The 17,709-nt window shown below is 61.3% G+C and carries 8 protein-coding genes; 6 read left to right on the top strand and 2 right to left on the bottom strand.

Annotation, left to right across the window (positions count from 1 at the left end; genetic code table 11):
* Together D7S89_RS23075 and D7S89_RS23070 are read right to left on the bottom strand one after the other, a co-directional pair.
* On the bottom strand, positions 1-2,970 hold a 2,970-nt coding region (locus D7S89_RS23075), incomplete at its 3' end, for a calcium-binding protein (RefSeq protein ID WP_147426746.1).
* Between the two features lie 15 nt (positions 2,971-2,985).
* Positions 2,986-3,561: a hypothetical protein gene (locus D7S89_RS23070; RefSeq protein WP_121281188.1), complete on the bottom strand. Its 576-nt coding sequence runs from the start codon at positions 3,559-3,561 to the stop codon at positions 2,986-2,988.
* Between the two features lie 455 nt (positions 3,562-4,016).
* Between D7S89_RS23070 and D7S89_RS23065 the strand changes: the two genes are divergently transcribed.
* From D7S89_RS23065 to D7S89_RS23040, 6 genes are all read left to right on the top strand, one after another.
* Positions 4,017-5,378, top strand: a complete 1,362-nt coding sequence (locus tag D7S89_RS23065) for a TolC family protein (RefSeq protein ID WP_245983158.1) — start codon at positions 4,017-4,019, stop codon at positions 5,376-5,378.
* A gap of 26 nt (positions 5,379-5,404) precedes the next feature.
* Positions 5,405-7,525 carry a type I secretion system permease/ATPase gene (locus D7S89_RS23060; RefSeq protein WP_121281187.1) on the top strand — a complete coding sequence of 707 codons (2,121 nt, stop codon included), beginning with the start codon at positions 5,405-5,407 and terminating at the stop codon, positions 7,523-7,525.
* Positions 7,526-7,531: 6 nt separating this feature from the next.
* Positions 7,532-8,950: an HlyD family type I secretion periplasmic adaptor subunit gene (locus D7S89_RS23055; RefSeq protein ID WP_121281186.1), complete on the top strand. Its 1,419-nt coding sequence runs from the start codon at positions 7,532-7,534 to the stop codon at positions 8,948-8,950.
* Entirely contained in the window at positions 8,950-9,822 is an 873-nt protein-coding gene (locus D7S89_RS23050; protein WP_121281185.1) for a hypothetical protein, read from the top strand. Before D7S89_RS23055 ends, D7S89_RS23050 begins: the two co-directional genes overlap by 1 nt.
* 25 nt (positions 9,823-9,847) lie before the next feature.
* Positions 9,848-10,489 carry a hypothetical protein gene (locus D7S89_RS23045; RefSeq protein ID WP_121281184.1) on the top strand — a complete coding sequence of 214 codons (642 nt, stop codon included), beginning with the start codon at positions 9,848-9,850 and terminating at the stop codon, positions 10,487-10,489.
* Between the two features lie 353 nt (positions 10,490-10,842).
* Positions 10,843-17,709: putative Ig domain-containing protein (locus D7S89_RS23040; protein ID WP_220702196.1), on the top strand; the 6,867-nt coding region annotated here is incomplete at its 3' end.

The raw sequence follows: 17,709 nt of genomic DNA, 5'->3' as shown, positions 1-17,709 counted from the left end.
CGTGTCGCTGGCGGCGCCGACGATACGGTTGTTCACGCCTTGCAGGCCGTATAGCCAGTGGCTGCCGGCGCTCGTATCGGTGAACACCAACCGATCTGTAATGCTCTTGTAGTCCCAGCTCGTGCCATCGGCGAAGACGAGCTTGGGTTGACGTGATGCTTGGTCAAAGTATCCCGAGATGGTGAGCTGATCGCCGTTGCCGAAGGAGAGGACGAGGTTGTTCGACAGGTCGCGTGCGATCTGCGTGCCGGCCGCGGTGATGCCGACACCTAGCTGCACCACATCCTGATTCATGCCGCCGGTCTTGTTGTAGGCCTCGTTCAGCGTCACGTGCCCTGTACCCTGATTGACGATGAACGTGTCGGTACCGGCGCCGGCATTGATGGTGTTGTCCTTGCCCGCTGTGATCGTGTCGTTCAGGTTGCCGGCAATGAGCGTGTCGCTGGCGGCGCCGACGATGCGGTTATTCACGCCCTGCAGGCCGTAAAGCCATTGGTGGCCGGCACTCGTGTCGGCGAACACCAACCGATCGGCAATGGCCTTGTAGTCCAAGACCGAGCCGTCGGCGAAGCAAATTGTCGGTTGGTAGCTTGCGCTGGAAAAGTACGCCTCGATCGTCAACTGGCTGTTTTCGCCGAACACCAGGACAAGGTTGTTCGACATATCGCGATAGACGCGCGTCTGTGCCGCGGAAATTCCATCGCTGATCTGAACGATGTCGTGATTGATGCCGCCGGGCTTGTAAGCCTCGCTGAGCGTAACCTTGCCAACGCCTGCCGGAACGATGAATGTGTCGAGCCCAGCGCCGCCGATCAGCGTCTCATTTCCCGCGCCGGCCATTAATGTGTCAGTGCCGTCGCTCGCACGAACGGTCGCTTTGTCGACCCCGATAAGAAAGTTATCGGTGCCGTTGAGCCCTTGAATATCAAGGTGCGTCGCGTCGGCAATGGTCACGGTGGCGCCCAACGCCGCCAACTGACGAGAAAATCCCTGGCTGCTGACGTTGCCTTGCGCACGCAAGGCCTTGATGACGTCTTGGCCCCAGTCGCCGGCCGTCTTCAGGCTCTTGCCCAAGTCGGCGATGAGGTTGGTGGCGGCGGCCGGATCCCTTTGGTACGACTGTCCGAGCGTGGCGACCACCTCCGATACGTCGACGGTCAATTTCCCATTCGCGCCCACCGATATGCCCACTTGCGCATAGAGATCCTTCAGTTCCGTTTGAGCGAGGATTTGCCCCCCGACGGACGCCGCGAGTTGATCGAAGGCAGAGGACAGCAGGTCGGCGCCCGCGTGCCGTGGGTTCGGATCGGCGCCGGCTCCGTAGTTGACCGCATAGCGCTGCCCCATGAATGCTTCGAGCGTTTCGACTTTGCGGGCATCGATGACGTGGTGATAAATGTTGTTGTCGCGACCGTGCGGATCGTTCTTCTCCACACCCGCCCACGTATAAAGCAGGTCAGTCAGCACCTGGGCGCGTTTGGCCGGGTCCGTCGTGCCGATAAATGCCTGGACCAGCGATTGCAACTGCCCGGTCGTATCCCGCGACATCGCCGTATGCAGGCTCGCGATGTTGCCGAAGCCGGCTACGTCCGGCAATGCGGCGATGGCCGCGGTCACGGGAACCTGGGTGGTGTTGATGGTTCTCGCTGTGTCGACGTTGAGCCACACGTCTTCCATCGTGTGCGTCTTGCCGTCGGCCGTCGTGAACGAGCCGATCGCGAGATGCATGTTTCCGTTGGCGTCGGTGACGCTCTCGCCAGTGTGCGCGAGGCTGATGGACGTAATGCCCAACTCGCTCAGCGTTTTGAGCTCGCTCGGCTTCGATTTCCCGTCGCCGCTCGCGTTGATCCAAACACGCAGCTGGTTGAAGGCGGGGCTTCGCGCGTCGATGACGCCATTCTTGTTCACGTCGAGCGAGGCCAGCGTGATGAAACCGTTTGCCCCGGCTGCCGTGCCGTCCGTTCCGGTGTTGCCGATCAGTTCGTCGCCGGTGATGTTTCCATCGCCTCGCTTGTCGAGCACCAGAATGCCCTCATCGGGCGTCACCCATGCGGTCTGCTGCGCAAAGCCCGATCCGTTGTAATCGAAATGCGCGCCGGCGTCGATGCCGACGGTCTTGATGCCCGTGCCGGCGAGATCGAGCACGAGCGGATCCATGGGGCGCAGTGCGGCATGAAAGAGGTGCTGCAGCGAAGTGATCAGCGAGTCCATCGAGCGGCCGACGCCGCGCACGATGTCTTCGATGCGCTGCCCGGTGTGCTTCAGCCACGCTTCGCCCTTGGCGATCTCGTCGGAGAACTGATGCTTGAGGTAGTCGCCGAGCTTCATATGGTCCGCCGCGGCGGCCTTGCTCAGATCCTCCATCAATTTGTTGAACTGACGGTCGATCCCGTTCCATGCAGCCTGGTTGTCGCCGTATTGCCCAAGCAATACTTTTTCGAGAGCCATGCGATCTTGTTGATCGGCCAAGTAGTTGTTGGCGAATTCGACGACGGACATGTTGAAGGCTACATCGTCCTTGTTGAGAATCGGGAGCGACTCTCCTTGGTAGCCCGTCGGATTGAGGCCGGCAGCCTGGAGTGCGGTCCAGGTGAAGTTGATGCAGTTGTTCGATGCGCCGTTATAGGTGCTGGAATCGAAGCCGTATTTATCCGGGTTTTGGCCGTAATCCAGAAGCGCGCGATATTGCTGGTCGCTGATCGGGTACGTCTGGGTGTTGATGCTCGAACCACCGGTCACGGCATTTTTATCGACATACCGGCCAATGTCATCCGTATAGACTTTGCCAGGGGCGAAGGGTTGCCCGTTGTAATTCATGCCATTGAAGTCGTCGCTCGGCGCGAAGCCGAACGAGTCCACTCGTCCCTTTCCGTCGTCGATCGAGTACCACATGTGCCCGGTAGGCGAAGTCGCACCATCTGATTCCTTCGTAAACGGCGCGGACATGTGAATGGTAATGGTGTACGGCATCTGGCAACCCTTCTTTTAGTTGGGGTGGTTGGAGTGCGACAGGAGAAAATAAACTTCAACACCTTCTGCTTTGAATTCGGGGTGGCTATCGGTGACCTCCACCGATAGCGAGTAGTGCTTTCCGATAGCCACGTTTGGGAGGTTGTCGAGGGTTACGTCGGTTTCCAATTGCGTATAGCCATGGCATAGCGATGTGTCTTCATGACCTGTCCAGATCAACATCGGTAGCCCGTTCTTCAAGGCGTATAAATTCGCGGTCACGGGAATGACGCGCTTTCGCCGGCCCGTGCCGAGATTGCACCCGACTCGCTCAAGACCCTGGACTCGCTGATCGATGCTTTTGTAAGAAAACGCGAGCCTCATGGCAGTCGCGTCATTCGCGACAAAATCCGGCACGACGAATTTCCGATTGGCGGTTTCGACGTCCAACTTGAGCCAGAGCGGTGGGGACAAGGTCTCACCGGATGCCTTGGTCCATGGCACCTTGTTAAAGCCCTTGGCTTGATAGATCACTTCTGCATGGCATTGTGACGCCGCTATGAAAGTCGACGTCAGAAGCACCCCCATAAACGTCGCTTTTAGCTTTCTCATTGGGTAATGGGCTGCCAGATCGTGGTCGGCGGATTAGAGCATGGTCAAGATGACTTGTAAATCGCCATGGCTTCAGGAATTGCATGGCGGATATGCACAAAAAATTGCGAATCTCGACAAAAGTTTACGATACGAGTAAACCCGTGGAATCTTAATGTCGATGTTGTATGATGATTGTCGGTGCCTTGTGCGCCGTGCGATTGGAGGGGAGAGGCTGAGTGGCAATTGGTTGCCCCTGGCGAAACATAAGAACCTTTCTCGCAATGCGGTGAAGAATCGAATAAAGATTCCAATTATTAATGAGCTACACAATCGACCGGGGGTGCCGTCGCAGGTTCGGCGGCTTGCATTTGACTATTGGTAGAACAAACGGCCGTATCGAGCGTGCGCTATTGGCCATTAGCATCGCGCCATTCCTCTTTCTTCCCGTCGCGAAGCCGGCAATGGCATTCGACATGCTTCGCACGGAAACCACCGTGCCGGCGACACCGGGTGGTGCGCTTCTCGATCGGGACCAAACCTGCCATTTCGATTCGCTTCACCAGCCGCTCGAGCTGAAGGATGCCGTCGAGCGGGCGCTATGCGGCAATCCGAAAACGCGCGAGGCCTGGACGAACATCAAGATTCAGGCGGCCGGCGTGGGCGTCAGGCGCGCGGCGTATTTACCCACCTTGTCGGGCTCCTGGCAGGACGTCCGCGATATCTCGGCCACCGACGTGACCGACCATCCGGCGCTGAGCTCGAGTCAACGGTCGAACGTGCGATCCGAGAGCCTGTCGCTGAGCTGGGTGCTTTACGACTTCGGCGGGCGATCGGCGGCGCTGCAAAACGCGTCGTCGTTGCTTGCCGCCGCGCAGGCGAACCATGATGCCGTGCTTCAAGCTGTCTTCGCCCAGGTCGCGAAGGACTACTACGCCGCTCAGGCGGCTCAAGGAAATCTGGCCGCGGCCAGCGAGATCGAACGCGCGGCGCAGGACACGGTCGTTGCGACTACGGCGAGGGTGGATAAGGGCGTTGCGCCGATCAGCGACGAGTTACAGGCGCAAACATCGCATGCGCAAGCGGTTTACAGCCGGGCCAAGGCCGAGGGCGAGCTTCAAGCGGCGTTGGGCGTGCTGGCGGCCGACATGGCGTTCGAGCCCGCTACGCCGATCACCCTGCCTGTAGTCGGGGAGGGGATCTCGGCAGATGGCGACTTCAAGGAATCGATTGCCGCGCTGATCAACGAAGCAAGACGAACGCATCCGAGCGTGCGCGCCGCACAGGCACAACTCGATGCGGCGATTGCGAAGGAAAAGGAAACCTTCGCCGAAGGCTTGCCAAGCCTGAGCTTCGTCGCGAAGTACAGCCGCAACAATCAACCGGCGAGCCTCGGGCTCGGCATTCCGCAGTATCCCGCGACCGGTCATGACTGGTACTTCGGTGTGCAGGTCCAGATTCCGCTATTCGAAGGGTTCAGCCGCGTCTATCAGGTCAAGGAAGCCAAGGCCCAGATCGAACTGCAACGCGAGACGCTCGACGAAGCCGAGCAGCAGGTCGGCCTGGATGTCTGGACCGCCTATCAAGCGTTGCAGACGGCAACGACCAACCTGACCAACAGCGCCGCATTGCAGAACCTCGCGGAGCGCTCCTACTCGGCTGCGCAGCATCGCTATACGGCGGGTGTCGGCAACGTGCTCGAACTGCTTTCTACTCAATCTTCTTTGGCTACCGCGAAGGAAGAACGCATCAAGGCGCTCACCGATTGGCGATCCGCCCGACTCCAGCTCGCCGCCAAGCTCGGGCGGCTGGGGATGTGGCGAATCGCGCTGAACTGAGCCGTCAAAATCACCTAAGAAATTCGATGACCGACAACGCCGTCACGCCAAACGACCCAGGGCTTTGGGCACTCGTGGTCCTGGCCCGCTTTCATGGGATCGCGGCCGATCCCGCGCAGATTCGCCAACGTGCAGGCCTGCATGGCCAGGCGTTCGCGGAGCCCGATCTATTGCTCGCCGCAAAAGCGCTCGAACTGAAGGCGCGCTGCGTGAGCGTGGAGCCCGCGCGTCTCTCGAAGTTGGCACTCCCGTGCATCGCACTAGGCAAGGACGGGCATCACTTTGTGGTCGCCAGAGCGGAGGCGGACAAGATCTTGATCCAGGATCCGCGAGCAGCGGGGCCAGAGATCGTCGAGTTGGACGCATTGCGAGCGCGCTGGACGGGGCGCGTGATCCTGATCGCCTCACGCGCGTCGCTCGTCGGCCAATTGCAGCGCTTCGACTTCTCGTGGTTCATTCCGGCCGTCGTCAAGTATCGGCGCCTATTGCTGGAAGTGCTTGGCGTGTCGTTCGCCATTCAGCTGTTCGCGCTGATCACGCCACTGTTCTTTCAGGTCGTGATGGATAAGGTGCTCGTGCATCGCGGCCTCACGACGCTCGATGTCATCTGTATCGCTCTGCTCGTATGCTCCGCGTTCGAGGTGCTGCTGAGCGGGTTGCGGACCTATGTGTTCTCGCATACGACCAATCGCATCGACGTCGAGCTCGGCGCGAAATTGTTCCGGCACCTGCTCGATCTGCCGTTGCCGTATTTCGCCGCGCGCCGCGTGGGTGACACCGTCGCGCGCGTGCGCGAACTCGAGAACATCCGCAACTTCCTGACCGGCCAGGCGCTGACCGCCTCGATCGACGTCGTCTTCTCCGTCGTGTTCCTCGCGACGATGTGCTTCTACAGCGTGAAGCTCACGGCGATCGTCGCGGCGTCGATGCCCTGCTATGTCGCGATCTCGATGCTGATCGTGCCCGTGCTACGAGGCCGCCTCGACGAGAAATTCGCGCGCGGTGCAGACAACCAGTCGTTCCTCGTCGAAACGGTTTCGGGCATCGAGACGGTCAAGGCGATGGCGGTGGAGCCTCAGTTCACCCGCAAATGGGATCAGCAGCTGGCGAGCTATGTCAGCGCGGGGTTCCGGGTCACGAGTCTCGCCAACCTCGGCCAACAAGGCATCCAGATGATCGGCAAGCTCGTGACGCTCTTGACGCTCTGGATCGGCGCGCGGCTCGTCATCGACGGCAAGCTCAGCGTCGGTCAGTTGATTGCCTTCAACATGCTTGCCGGCCATGTCGCCTCGCCGGTGCTGCGGCTCGCGCAACTGTGGCAAGACTTTCAGCAGGTCGGCATTTCGATGCAGCGGCTCGGCGACATCCTCAACACGCGCACCGAAGTGCCGCAAAGCCGGCAAGCGTTGCCTCAGTTGCGCGGCGACATCGCGTTCGAGGACATCCGCTTCCGCTATCAACCCGATGCCCCCGAGGTGCTCAAGGGCGTGACGCTCGAGATCGCCGCCGGGGAGGTCGTTGGCGTGGTCGGTCGCTCCGGCTCGGGCAAGAGTACGTTGACCAAGCTCTTGCAGCGGCTCTACGTGCCCGAAGCCGGCCGGATTCGCATCGATGGCATTGACCTCGCGCTCGCCGATCCCGCTTGGCTGCGGCGACAGGTCGGGGTGGTGCTGCAGGAAAACCTGCTCTTCAACCGGACGATTCGCGAAAACATCGCGCTCTCCGATCCGTCGCAACCGCTCGATGCCGTGATCGAGGCCGCGAAGCTGGCCGGCGCCCACGATTTCATCATCGAGTTTCCGCAAGGCTACGACACGGTAGTCGGCGAGCATGGCGCCGGCTTGTCGGGCGGGCAGCGGCAGCGTGTCGCGATTGCCCGTGCGCTGATGGGCAACCCGCGCATCCTGATCTTCGACGAAGCGACGAGTGCGCTCGACTCCGAATCGGAGCGCGCGATCCAGAACAACATGCGCGCGATCTGCGCGGGACGCACGGTGATCGTCATTGCTCACCGGCTCTCGGCCGTGCGGCACGCGAACCGGATCGTGGCGATGGACAAGGGGCAGATCGTCGAGATCGGCCCGCACGACGAACTCATCGAGCGGGGCGGCTATTACGCGCGCCTCGTCGAACTGCAAGCGGCTTGAAGACCGATGAACGATCGATTCTCAGCTCTTTACGAGCTTCTTAAGCGCTATGGGGCGGTGTTCCGTGCCGCGTGGCGAGTGCGACATGAACTCGACGGCGAGCGGCGGCTCGCGCACGAGCTTGCATTTCTGCCTGCTCATTTGGAGTTGGTGGAGACGCCCGTCCATCCGGCGCCGAAGTGGACGATGCGGGCGTTGCTCGCGTTCGCATGCTTGACGCTGCTGTGGTCGATATTCGGCAAGCTCGACATCGTCGCGACGGCCAAGGGCAAGCTCTTGCCCAATGAGCACGTCAAGGTGGTTCAGCCGCTCGATACCGGGATCGTGCGCAGCATCCTCGTCGAAAACGGGCAACGCGTGAAGGCCGGACAAAGTCTGGTCGAGCTCGACGTGACCCAGGCGCAAGCCGATGTCGCGAAGACGCAGGCCGCCCGGCTCGACGCCGAATTGACGGTGGCTCGGGCTACGGCAGTGTTGGCGGCGCAAGCGCACAACGTGCCGCCGAAGGTCGAGCCGGTGACGGGGCTGCCTGCTGCGCGGCTGGACGAGGCGCAGCGGTTTGCCGACGGTCAGTACATGGAATACCGCCGCAAGGTCGAAGAGCTTCAAGCCGAGCTGACCAAGCGCGACGATGAGCTGACGACGACGCAGCGGCAGATCGACAAACTGAGTCAGACCGCGCCGCTTGCGCGGGAGCGTGCGGAGTCGTATCGGGCACTTGTCGCCGAGCAATACGTGTCGCGCCAGGACTACCTGGAAAAGGAACAGGCCCGCATCGAGCAGGAGCAGGAGCTGCGTGTGCAGCAAAGCCATGCGAACGAGTTGAGGGCTGCGGTGACGGAGCAGCGGCGCACGATCGAGGCGACCGCCGCGCAATTTCGCCGCGAGCAACTCGATGTCATGAATCAGGCGCAGCAGCAGTTGCCGCAACTGAGCGCGGAGGAAACGAAGGCGGGGCAGCGTGCGCGCCGCATGGTGCTGACGGCGCCCGTCACCGGCACGGTTCAGCAGCTTGCCGTGCATACGACGGGCGGCGTGGTGACGCAGGCCCAAGCGCTGATGGAAATCGTGCCCGACGACACGCTCGAGGTCGAGGCGAATCTCGAGAACAAGGACGTCGGGTTCGTGCGGCCGGGGCAGGACGCCGTCGTGAAGATCGACACGTTTCCCTACACGCGTTACGGCTATCTGACGGGCAAGGTCGCCAAGGTGCCGAACGATGCGACCCAGGACCGAAAGCAGGGCCTCGTTTATCCGATCCGCGTACAGCTGCCGACGAATCGGCTTCGCATCGAGGGGCGGTGGGTCAATCTCGCGCCGGGGATGGCGGTGACGGTTGAAGTGAAAACCGGGAAGCGGCGCGTGGCGGAGTACTTCTTGAGCCCGTTGATCGAATACGGTTCGGAAAGCTTGAGGGAGCGGTAATGCGCAAGGTGTTGATTGGGTTGTCGGTGGCGGCGCTCGTGATCTTCGTTGTGATGGGCTTCGGCGTGACCAGGCTCGCGTCCATTGTCACGGGTATGCCCCTCGACATGGAGCCGGAGCGCGTGTCGCACTTCGATCCGAACGCGATTCCGGCGGGTGTTCGGAAGGACTTGCCGCCGATCACCGACTGGGATGGGAAGCGGGATGCCTTCTTTTATCCGGATGGAAAGCTGAAGGGGCGCGTGGTTTATATGCGATTTCCTCAGAACTACGTTTCGCCGATTGAGGGGGCGTTGCCGCCCAGGCATAGCGACTCGTTCGTCTTCGGGGCGATCTATCCGACTATGGCGAGCATTATCGATCCCGCTGTGGTCGACAAAATGCAAAAGGGTGGCGGGTATTTGCTCGATGAGCAGATCGACTTCGAAATTGGTAAGGTTGGCTGGGACTATATAAATAGCCAGGTTTCCTGGTTTTTCTCGGATAAGGATGAATCGAGTAAGCATCCTGCGGTCAAGTACGAAAGTATTCCGATTCCAGCTGGGTTCCGCTCGCCAGACTGTCCTGGTTGTCATGTTCTGGGTATGAGAAAGGTTACTCGATATCCGGGTGGCGCTGGGGGCAAGAATTCCTCGAGGTTGGAGGTGCGCGACACATATATCGAATGGAATGAGGGTGGCAATGCGACCAGAAAAATGGATTGTGAAGTATCTCAGCCGAGGCCGATTTGCGGGATCGAGATCGCGGCGGGAAAGTCGAATGCGCTCTACAGGCTATCGATAGGTTTTCATTTGAAGTATCTCGGTCGGTTGCGTGAAATGATTGAAAAGGTTTCCGGGTTGGTCTCGTCGTTTGTTGTGAAGGTGTGTTGATTGATTAAAAAGGAAGGTGGGAACAATGAGGATTGGATCGGCTATTCGTTGCCTCGCCCTGATTGCCGTTTTGCTCGCGAATATCGGAGTTTCGCGGGCCGGAATATTTGATGATGCGATGTCGGCGGATACCACGCCCGTGGAGTTTTCCGTCGGTAGTGGTCACTATCGGATGCCGAGAAACTACATCTTTCAAATGACCAATTGGCGCGGAGGCCCGCAAGGGACGGTGTCGCTGCGGGTCGTGTATCCGGGATTTAAGCCGTTTGGGCCAGATACCCAAGATTGCATGTTGCGAAAGATCCGCTGCCGCATCTATGAGATTGTCATGGTCGATGATTTCTACACGAGCGAAGAGACGTTTGACTCTCGTAATCGATATCCCAAGCGTGGGCCCTACGGGTTTGAGTTGTTTGAGGTCGGCCCCGATGATGCGCGCGTTGAATATTATCGAAAAAAATTCAAGGGGGAAATGATTTTTTTTGATTGCATTGTTAATGATATTCGAGGTGTGCGTAACGCAATCTGCCATCACGTCGAGCGAATTGGGTCGGGTAGTTTTATTTCTTACTATTTTACTCGTAACGAGGAGCTTGCTGATGCGTCGGAAGTAAACGAGGGTCTGCGTAAATTTATTGATTCATTTTCTGCTGGAAATAATAAATGACACAATTCAATCTCAGCTCGAGCACCGTCGATCTGATCAACATTGCGAGGAATGTTGGTCCGGGCGATAAAAATATAAATTATTTGAACGCCTACAAGGCAATTTATGCCGATATCAAAGGTAGGAGCGATATCGACCGAGGGACGATAAACTGGTTTTCGCAGGCAGGGCTCGTCAATGTCCAATTGTTTTCGCCCAGCCCGGCGGGGACGTGGATTTACAACTATATGTTTGCGGCGGCGAAATCGGAGGGCGCAACTCTCGATGACAAGCTGTTTCAGAGGGTATCCAACACGATCGCAACAACGGTGTTTGATCAGCTCTATCTTGGAGTATTCGATACCACCAAGTTCTTGCCGAAAAATATCGTCGAGATCGATGCGGGCTCTGGTCTTCGCTTGATTCAGCAGACCTACCCAGACACGCACCTGGATTACGCGATTTGGGGCGGCACGCTGTTTACGGGGAATACGTTGAATGATGAGACCTATCTCTCCGATTACCACATCGATACCAGCAGCCCCTATACGCGTGATTGCCAAGCGATTGCCACGGGCTTCCTCTCCGCCGCAAAAGCGACGGCTCACTATTTGAGCGACAGCAAAAACTGGGCGATGGCGGGCAGCATGGACAAGCTCACCATCATGGAATGTTTGTTCGATCCGCAACCCGAGGGCGGCGGGATGATCTTTCAGCCGGTTAGCACGACGACTGGTGGTGGCATCAACTTTACGCCAACGTGGTCCGACATCGTTCAGACGGAGACCGATGTTGTGTCCCACCCGGATGATGCGGCGGCAATCGCGAGTGATGCCGCGAAGCTGTCAGCCGACTTCCATTTGCCTCCATCGAATGCGCCAGTCACCAACCTCGTCGACATCAACATCACCCCCAACCCCCAGCCGCAAACCCAGATCCAGAACGAAAACCAGCTCGCGCAAAACGCCTCGAACGGCTACGTTTCGCAGACGCCCACCAGCAGCATTTCGTTCTCGAACAACACGCTGAACAACACCGACTTCGCTTCCTCGCAGATGGGCAGCCTGACGTCGGGCGGCGTGCGTCCCGGCGAGATCCAGCTCGATCCGAACGCGCGGCCGAACAACTATCTGTCGCAATTCCATATCGAGCCGCTCAGCGGCGGCGAGTCGAACGGCGGCCTCTTCAACGCCGCGACGCTGAACGGCCTGTCGGCGATGACGACGTACAACACCTACGTCGATCCGATTCTGCTCGACCTCACCGGCGATGGCGCTCATATGACGAGCATCGCCGACGGCGTCCTCTTCGACACCGATCACAGCGGCACGCTGAAACGCACCGGTTGGGCTGACCGCAAGACGGGCATGCTCGTCGTCGACGACGGCAGCGGCCAGATCAAGGACGTCAGCCAGATGTTCTCCGAATACTATGGCGGCAAGGCCGGCACGAATGGCGGGCCGGGCCAGACGCCGTTCAAGGACGGCTTCGATGCGCTCGCCAGCGAGGACAAGAACCACGACGGCGTGATCGACAAGAATGATCCGATCTGGAGCAAGCTGCGCGTCTGGGTCAATGCGAACCACGACGGCAAGGTAGGTGCCGGCGAGCTCAAGACGCTCGATCAGCTCGGCATCACCCAGATCAACGTGAATGCGATGAAGGCCGCGCTCGGCGAGACACGCGACGGCAACGAAGTGCTCGCACACGGCGCGTTCACGATGAACGGCAAGACGCAGGAAGCGCTGGCAGTCGATTTCCTCGGCGATCCTGTCAGCAGCACGTTCACCCAGGAAGGCAGCGGCACGAAGGTCACCTCCACGACGAGCAAGGCGACCACCACGGCCTACACGAGCACGAGCACCGCAAACGAAACCCTCGATGCCGGCAAGCTCGGCGTCAGCAATATCTACGCCGGTAGCGGCAACGACACGCTGATCGCGGCGCCGACCGGCAGCTGGCTCGTCGGCGGGGGCGGCAGCAACACCTATATCGGCGGCGCCGGCGACGACGTATTCGTCATCAGCGCGAAGGACAAGCAGGAAAACATTCACGGTGGCACCGGCCGCGAAACCGCGATCATCGTCGGCGATCAAGGCATGGCGCTGAACATGGCGAAAGCGAACCTCACGATCGCCGAAGGCGGACGTGGCGACGACGTCATCATGAGCGGCGGGCGCAAGAGCGCCTTCATCAAGGGCGGCTCGGGCAACGACACGCTGATCGGCGGCGCAGGCAACGACGTGATCGTCGGTGGCTCGGGGCACAACACGATCATCGGCGGCACCGGCAAGGCCGTCATCTACGCCGGCCCCAACGGCGACACCATCTACGGCGCGGCAGGCGGCAGCGTCATCAGCGCGGGCGGCGGAGCCGATCACATCTATGGCGGTGCCGGCGACGACGTGATCACGGTGGGGCGAGGCAATGCCGTCATCGACGGCGGCGGCGGAACGAACGTCGTCACGTTCCATGGCAGCTATGGTGACTATCGGATCGTCAAGGCCGACGACGGCTACTGGGTCGCGGACAAGATCCCGAACCGCGACGGGACGGTGTTTCTGAAGAACATCCAGAAACTCAATTTCGCTGACATCTCGGCCGTCGATCTGACGCTGCCGAACCCCATGCCGGTCGCGAGCGCGTTGACGGCGGACGGCAACGGCAAGACGTTCGATCACACGCAACCGCATCTGATCGCGGCGTCCCAGTTGCTTGCGAACGCCCAACGATTGAATAGCGAAGGGCCGCTTCACCTGACATCGGTCGGCGACGCGATCGGCGGTACGGCGAGCCTGACGCCGGCTGGCGACGTGCTGTTCACGCCCGACTCGACGTTCACGGGCATCATGAGCTTCAAGTTCAGCGTGGCGGACGCGGCCGGTCATGCTTCTGCGACGGTGCAAAGCCTGGCAAACGGTCAGACCGCGCCGATGCGGGCCACCGCGACGCTGCTGACGCCGGAGGTGCCGCTTGACCCGCTGGTCGCGCAAGAGTGGTATCTGAGCGACACGAACGTCCTGCCGGTCTGGAAGGACTACACGGGCAAGGGCGTGCATATCGGTCAATTCGAGCCGGGCGGCAAATTCGCCGTCGGGCCGGAGATCTTCGACTACAACCACCCCGATCTCGCGCCGAACGTCGACCCGGCCTGGCTGGCAACGCAAAAGGCCAACGGCACGCTGCCCACGACGACGTCGAATCACGCGACGATGGTCGCCGGTGTGATGGTGGCCGCGAACAACGGCAGCGGCGGCGTGGGCGTGGCCTATGACGCGAAGCTCGCCGGCTACTATCTGGCCAACAACGGCAGCGATCTGAGCGGCCTCGGCCATATGGTCAGCTACGACATCGCGAACAACAGCTGGGATTTCGATCACGACTTCGGACTGAGCAATCTGCAAGACGGCTCGATCAACACCGCGAGCATGCTGACGTCGAACGCGCAATACGCGGCGGACAACGGTCGCGGCGGCCTCGGCACGGTCATCGTGGCGGCGGGCGGCAATGCGCGCGAGACGGGCGGCAATGCCGAGGGCTCGCTCACGAACAACAATCGCTTCTCCATCGAGGTCGGCGCAATCAATGCGCAGGGCGACTTGTCGACGCTGCAAATCGGCTCGGCGCCGTTCTCGAACCCGGGCGCCAGCCTGCTCGTGTCGGCGCCCGGCAGCAACGTCGTCAGCACGAGCCAGATCGTCGTCACCGATCAGGGCTCGACGTTCGGGAGCAACTACAGCGACATGCAGGGCACGAGCTTCGCCACGCCGATCGTATCGGGCATCGTGGCGTTGATGCTGCAGGCGAACCCGAATCTCGGCTACCGCGACGTGCAAGAGATCCTTGCCCTGTCGGCGCGCCGCGTGAACGATTCGGCGACGCAGTGGAGCGACAACGGCGCGAACAACTGGAACGGCGGCGGCTTGCACACGAGCAACGACTACGGCTTCGGCGAAGTCGACGCGCGTGCGGCCGTGCGTCTGGCCGAATCGTGGATGACGCAGCAAACGGGCGCCAACGAAATGGTGTATTCGGCGACGAGCGGCGCGCTCGCGCAGACGGCAGCCGCGGGTGCAACGCTCACCTCGAGCCTGGCGATGAACGCCGGCTTGAACGTCGAGCACGTCGAAATCGACCTCGATGCAACCGTCGGCCGCTTGGGCGACCTGACCGTGAAGCTGATCGCGCCGGACGGCACGCAGAGCATCCTGCTCAATCGCGAAGGAAAGATTCCCAATGGGACTGCCGGTGCGAGCGCTGCGGATGTCGGCAGCACCCAATCGGGTGCGTTCAAGTACACGTTCATGTCCACGCACGACTGGGGCGAGACGTCGGGCGGCAACTGGACGCTGCAAGTGACCGACGCGGCCACGGGGCAACCGGTGAACCTCAACAAGTGGGCGCTGCGGCTCTACGGCACCAAGGCCGGTGCCGACCACACGTACTTCTACACGGACGAGTACAAGACCGCCGCCCTCGCGAACGCCGGGCGTGCGGTGCTCGACGCCACCGCGGGCGGCCGCAACACGATCGATGCAGCCGCTGTCTCGGGCGATACGACGATCAACCTTGTGACGGGCGACGCCAGCCTCGGCGGAGCAGCGTTGAAGATCAAGAATCCGAACGCGATTCAGAACCTCATCGGCGGTGACGGCAACGACACGCTCGTCGCCAACGATCAGGACGCGCTGCTCGACGGCGGGCGTGGGCACAACAAGCTTGTCGGCGGTGCGGGCAAGGATCTGTTCGTCGTGCATCGGCGCGACGCAGGGCTCGATACGATCGTCAACTTCAACGCCGCGCGCGGAGAGAAGATCGATCTCGTCGGATTCGCGGGCAAGAAGTTCGGCGATCTCGTTTTGACACAGCAAGGGGCCGACGTGAAGGTCGACCTTGGCAACGGTCAAGGCATCGTGTTGACGAACCAGACGCTTGCATCGATCGGTGCGGCTCAGTTCGCATTCCAGGACACGTTCGTCGCGCCGGCGGCTTATGTCGAGAGCGGTGCGTCGAACACGACGCCGCCGAGCGGTACGGGCGTCGTCACCCTCGCGGGCGGTGCCAAGGGCGTCAGCTACACGACGGTCAACGGGCAACTCGTCGGCTCGCTGGCGGGGACCGTCTATAGCCACGACAGCGCCACGTCCGATACTTTCGTCATTGCCAAGCAGACCGGCGTGTCGAGCTTCGCGAACGCGCTGCGAGGCTTCAAGCATGGCATCGACAAGATCGACCTGAGCCAGCTCGGCATCACGAGCTTTGGCGACCTCGTCATCACCCAGAAGAACCGCGCGACCATCAACGGCGTCGCGCAGATTCATGGCGTGAGCATCGGCAGCACGTCGCTGGGCACAGCCGCCGCGCCGCTCGAACTGGCGTACCTCGACTCACTCGACCCGTCGCAAGTCAGTGCGTCGGATTTCGTGTTCGCGGCTCCGGCGCCGGGCCAAGCCGGCGTCGTCAGCGCACCGGTGACGTCGGCCGCCGATCCCGCATCGGCCGTGACCGTTCCCGTGCCGACGAGCTCGGGAGCCGATGCCCATCTCATCGGCTCCAACAACGGTGTGGCGACGACGCACGATGCGGCAGGCGTCGCGACGATTCAATCGTCGGTGGACTATGCTCTGCCGGATTCGGTCAACAAGCTGACGTTGACTGGAAAGGGCGACATCATCGCCACCGCCAATAACAACGGCGACGTCTTGACCGGTAACGCGGGCAACGACGTGCTGCTCGGCGGCGACGGCAACGATACGTTGATCGCCGGGTCGGGCGACGACTTGATGATCGGCGGCGGCGGAAGCAACACCTACGTCGTCAACGCGGGCGGCGGCACCGACACGATCCAGGCAAGCGCCGGGCGGCACGACACGCTCGTGCTGCAAGGCGTGACGCCTGACGCGGTACGCTTCGCCACGCAAGGCAACGATCTCATCGTCACGTTGAACGCTGGGCAGCCGAATGCGAGTCGCGTACTCGTCACGGGCCAGTTTGGCGGAAATGGCGTGGGCGCGGTCGTGGTGGGCTCGCAGACGTTCGCTGCTCCGGTCATCGAGTCGATCGTCAATCACGGGGCAGTCACGGCGAGCCAGACGGCGATCGCCGCGCAGTCGACGCAGACGAGCACGGCGTGGTCCTATGCATTGCCGGGCGGCCTGTTCAACGCGCCTGTGGCCGGCGATGCAGTGACGATTTCGGCCACCCTCGCGAATGGCGATCCGCTGCCGGCGTGGCTGCACTTCGATGCAGTACGCCAGACGTTCTCGGGCAACCCGGACGCGGCGAATGTGGGCGACCTGGCGCTGAAAATCGTCGCCACCGACCTCGCGGGCCAGACAGCGAGTATGGCGATGGCGCTGCACGTGTCGGCCAATCCGCATGCGCCGACGGTCGGTGCGCCGCTAGCGTCGCAAACGGCTGCGGCCGGCAGCGCCTGGGCATACGCGCTTCCCGCTGGCATGTTCAAGCCGGCGACGGCTGGCGATGCGCTGGCTTACACGGCCACGCTCGCGGATGGCGATCCGCTGCCGGCCTGGCTGCGTTTCGATCCGATCAAGCAAACCTTGAGCGGCACGCCGACCGATGCAACCACCGGCACGCTTGCGGTCAAGATCACCGCTACCGAGGCGGCGGGGCTGGCGAGCAGCACGACGCTGAATCTGCAAGTCAACCCGATTTACCAGGCACCGACGGTCACGCAGACGCAGGCTGCTCAGACGATCGCTGCAGGAACTGCGTGGAGCTACGCGCTGCCGACCACGTTGTTCAACGAGGCTGTCGCCGGAGATACCCTGCGCTACAGCGCAACGCTGGCCGATGGCTCGCCGCTGCCGAGCTGGCTGACGTTCGATCCTGCCAAGCAAGCCTTCAGCGGTACGCCAAGCGCACAGGCGGCGGGTTCGCTCGCGCTGAAAATTACGGCGACGGATCTGGGTGGGCTTGCGGCAAGCACGACGTTCAACTTGCAGGTCACCGCAGCCAATCCGACGACTCCGCCGGTAACGCCAGTGATCGTTCCTCCGGTGACGACTCCGCCGGTGACGACTCCGCCGGTGACGACTCCGCCGGTGACGCCGGTGACCGTTCCCCCGGTGACGATCCCGCCGGTAACGCCGGTGACCGTTCCTCCGGTGACGATCCCGCCGGTAACGCCGGTGACCGTTCCTCCGGTGACGATTCCGCCGGTAACGCCAGTGGTCATTCCTCCGGTGACGATTCCGCCGGTGACGCCAGTGGTCATC

This window comes from Trinickia fusca (genome assembly GCF_003628145.1).
Taxonomy (GTDB): Bacteria; Pseudomonadota; Gammaproteobacteria; order Burkholderiales; family Burkholderiaceae; genus Trinickia; species Trinickia fusca.
This window is presented reverse-complemented; position numbering and strand designations above follow the sequence as displayed.

What these genes read in the sequence shown, in the direction of transcription:
- D7S89_RS23060 (WP_121281187.1), top strand. Translation starts at nt 5,405, where the DNA reads ATGACCGACAACGCCGTCACGCCAAACGACCCAGGGCTTTGGGCACTC.
- D7S89_RS23050 (WP_121281185.1), top strand. Translation starts at nt 8,950, where the DNA reads ATGCGCAAGGTGTTGATTGGGTTGTCGGTGGCGGCGCTCGTGATCTTC.
- D7S89_RS23055 (WP_121281186.1), top strand. Translation starts at nt 7,532, where the DNA reads ATGAACGATCGATTCTCAGCTCTTTACGAGCTTCTTAAGCGCTATGGG.
- D7S89_RS23045 (WP_121281184.1), top strand. Translation starts at nt 9,848, where the DNA reads ATGAGGATTGGATCGGCTATTCGTTGCCTCGCCCTGATTGCCGTTTTG.
- D7S89_RS23070 (WP_121281188.1), bottom strand. Translation starts at nt 3,561, where the DNA reads ATGAGAAAGCTAAAAGCGACGTTTATGGGGGTGCTTCTGACGTCGACT.
- D7S89_RS23065 (WP_245983158.1), top strand. Translation starts at nt 4,017, where the DNA reads ATGCTTCGCACGGAAACCACCGTGCCGGCGACACCGGGTGGTGCGCTT.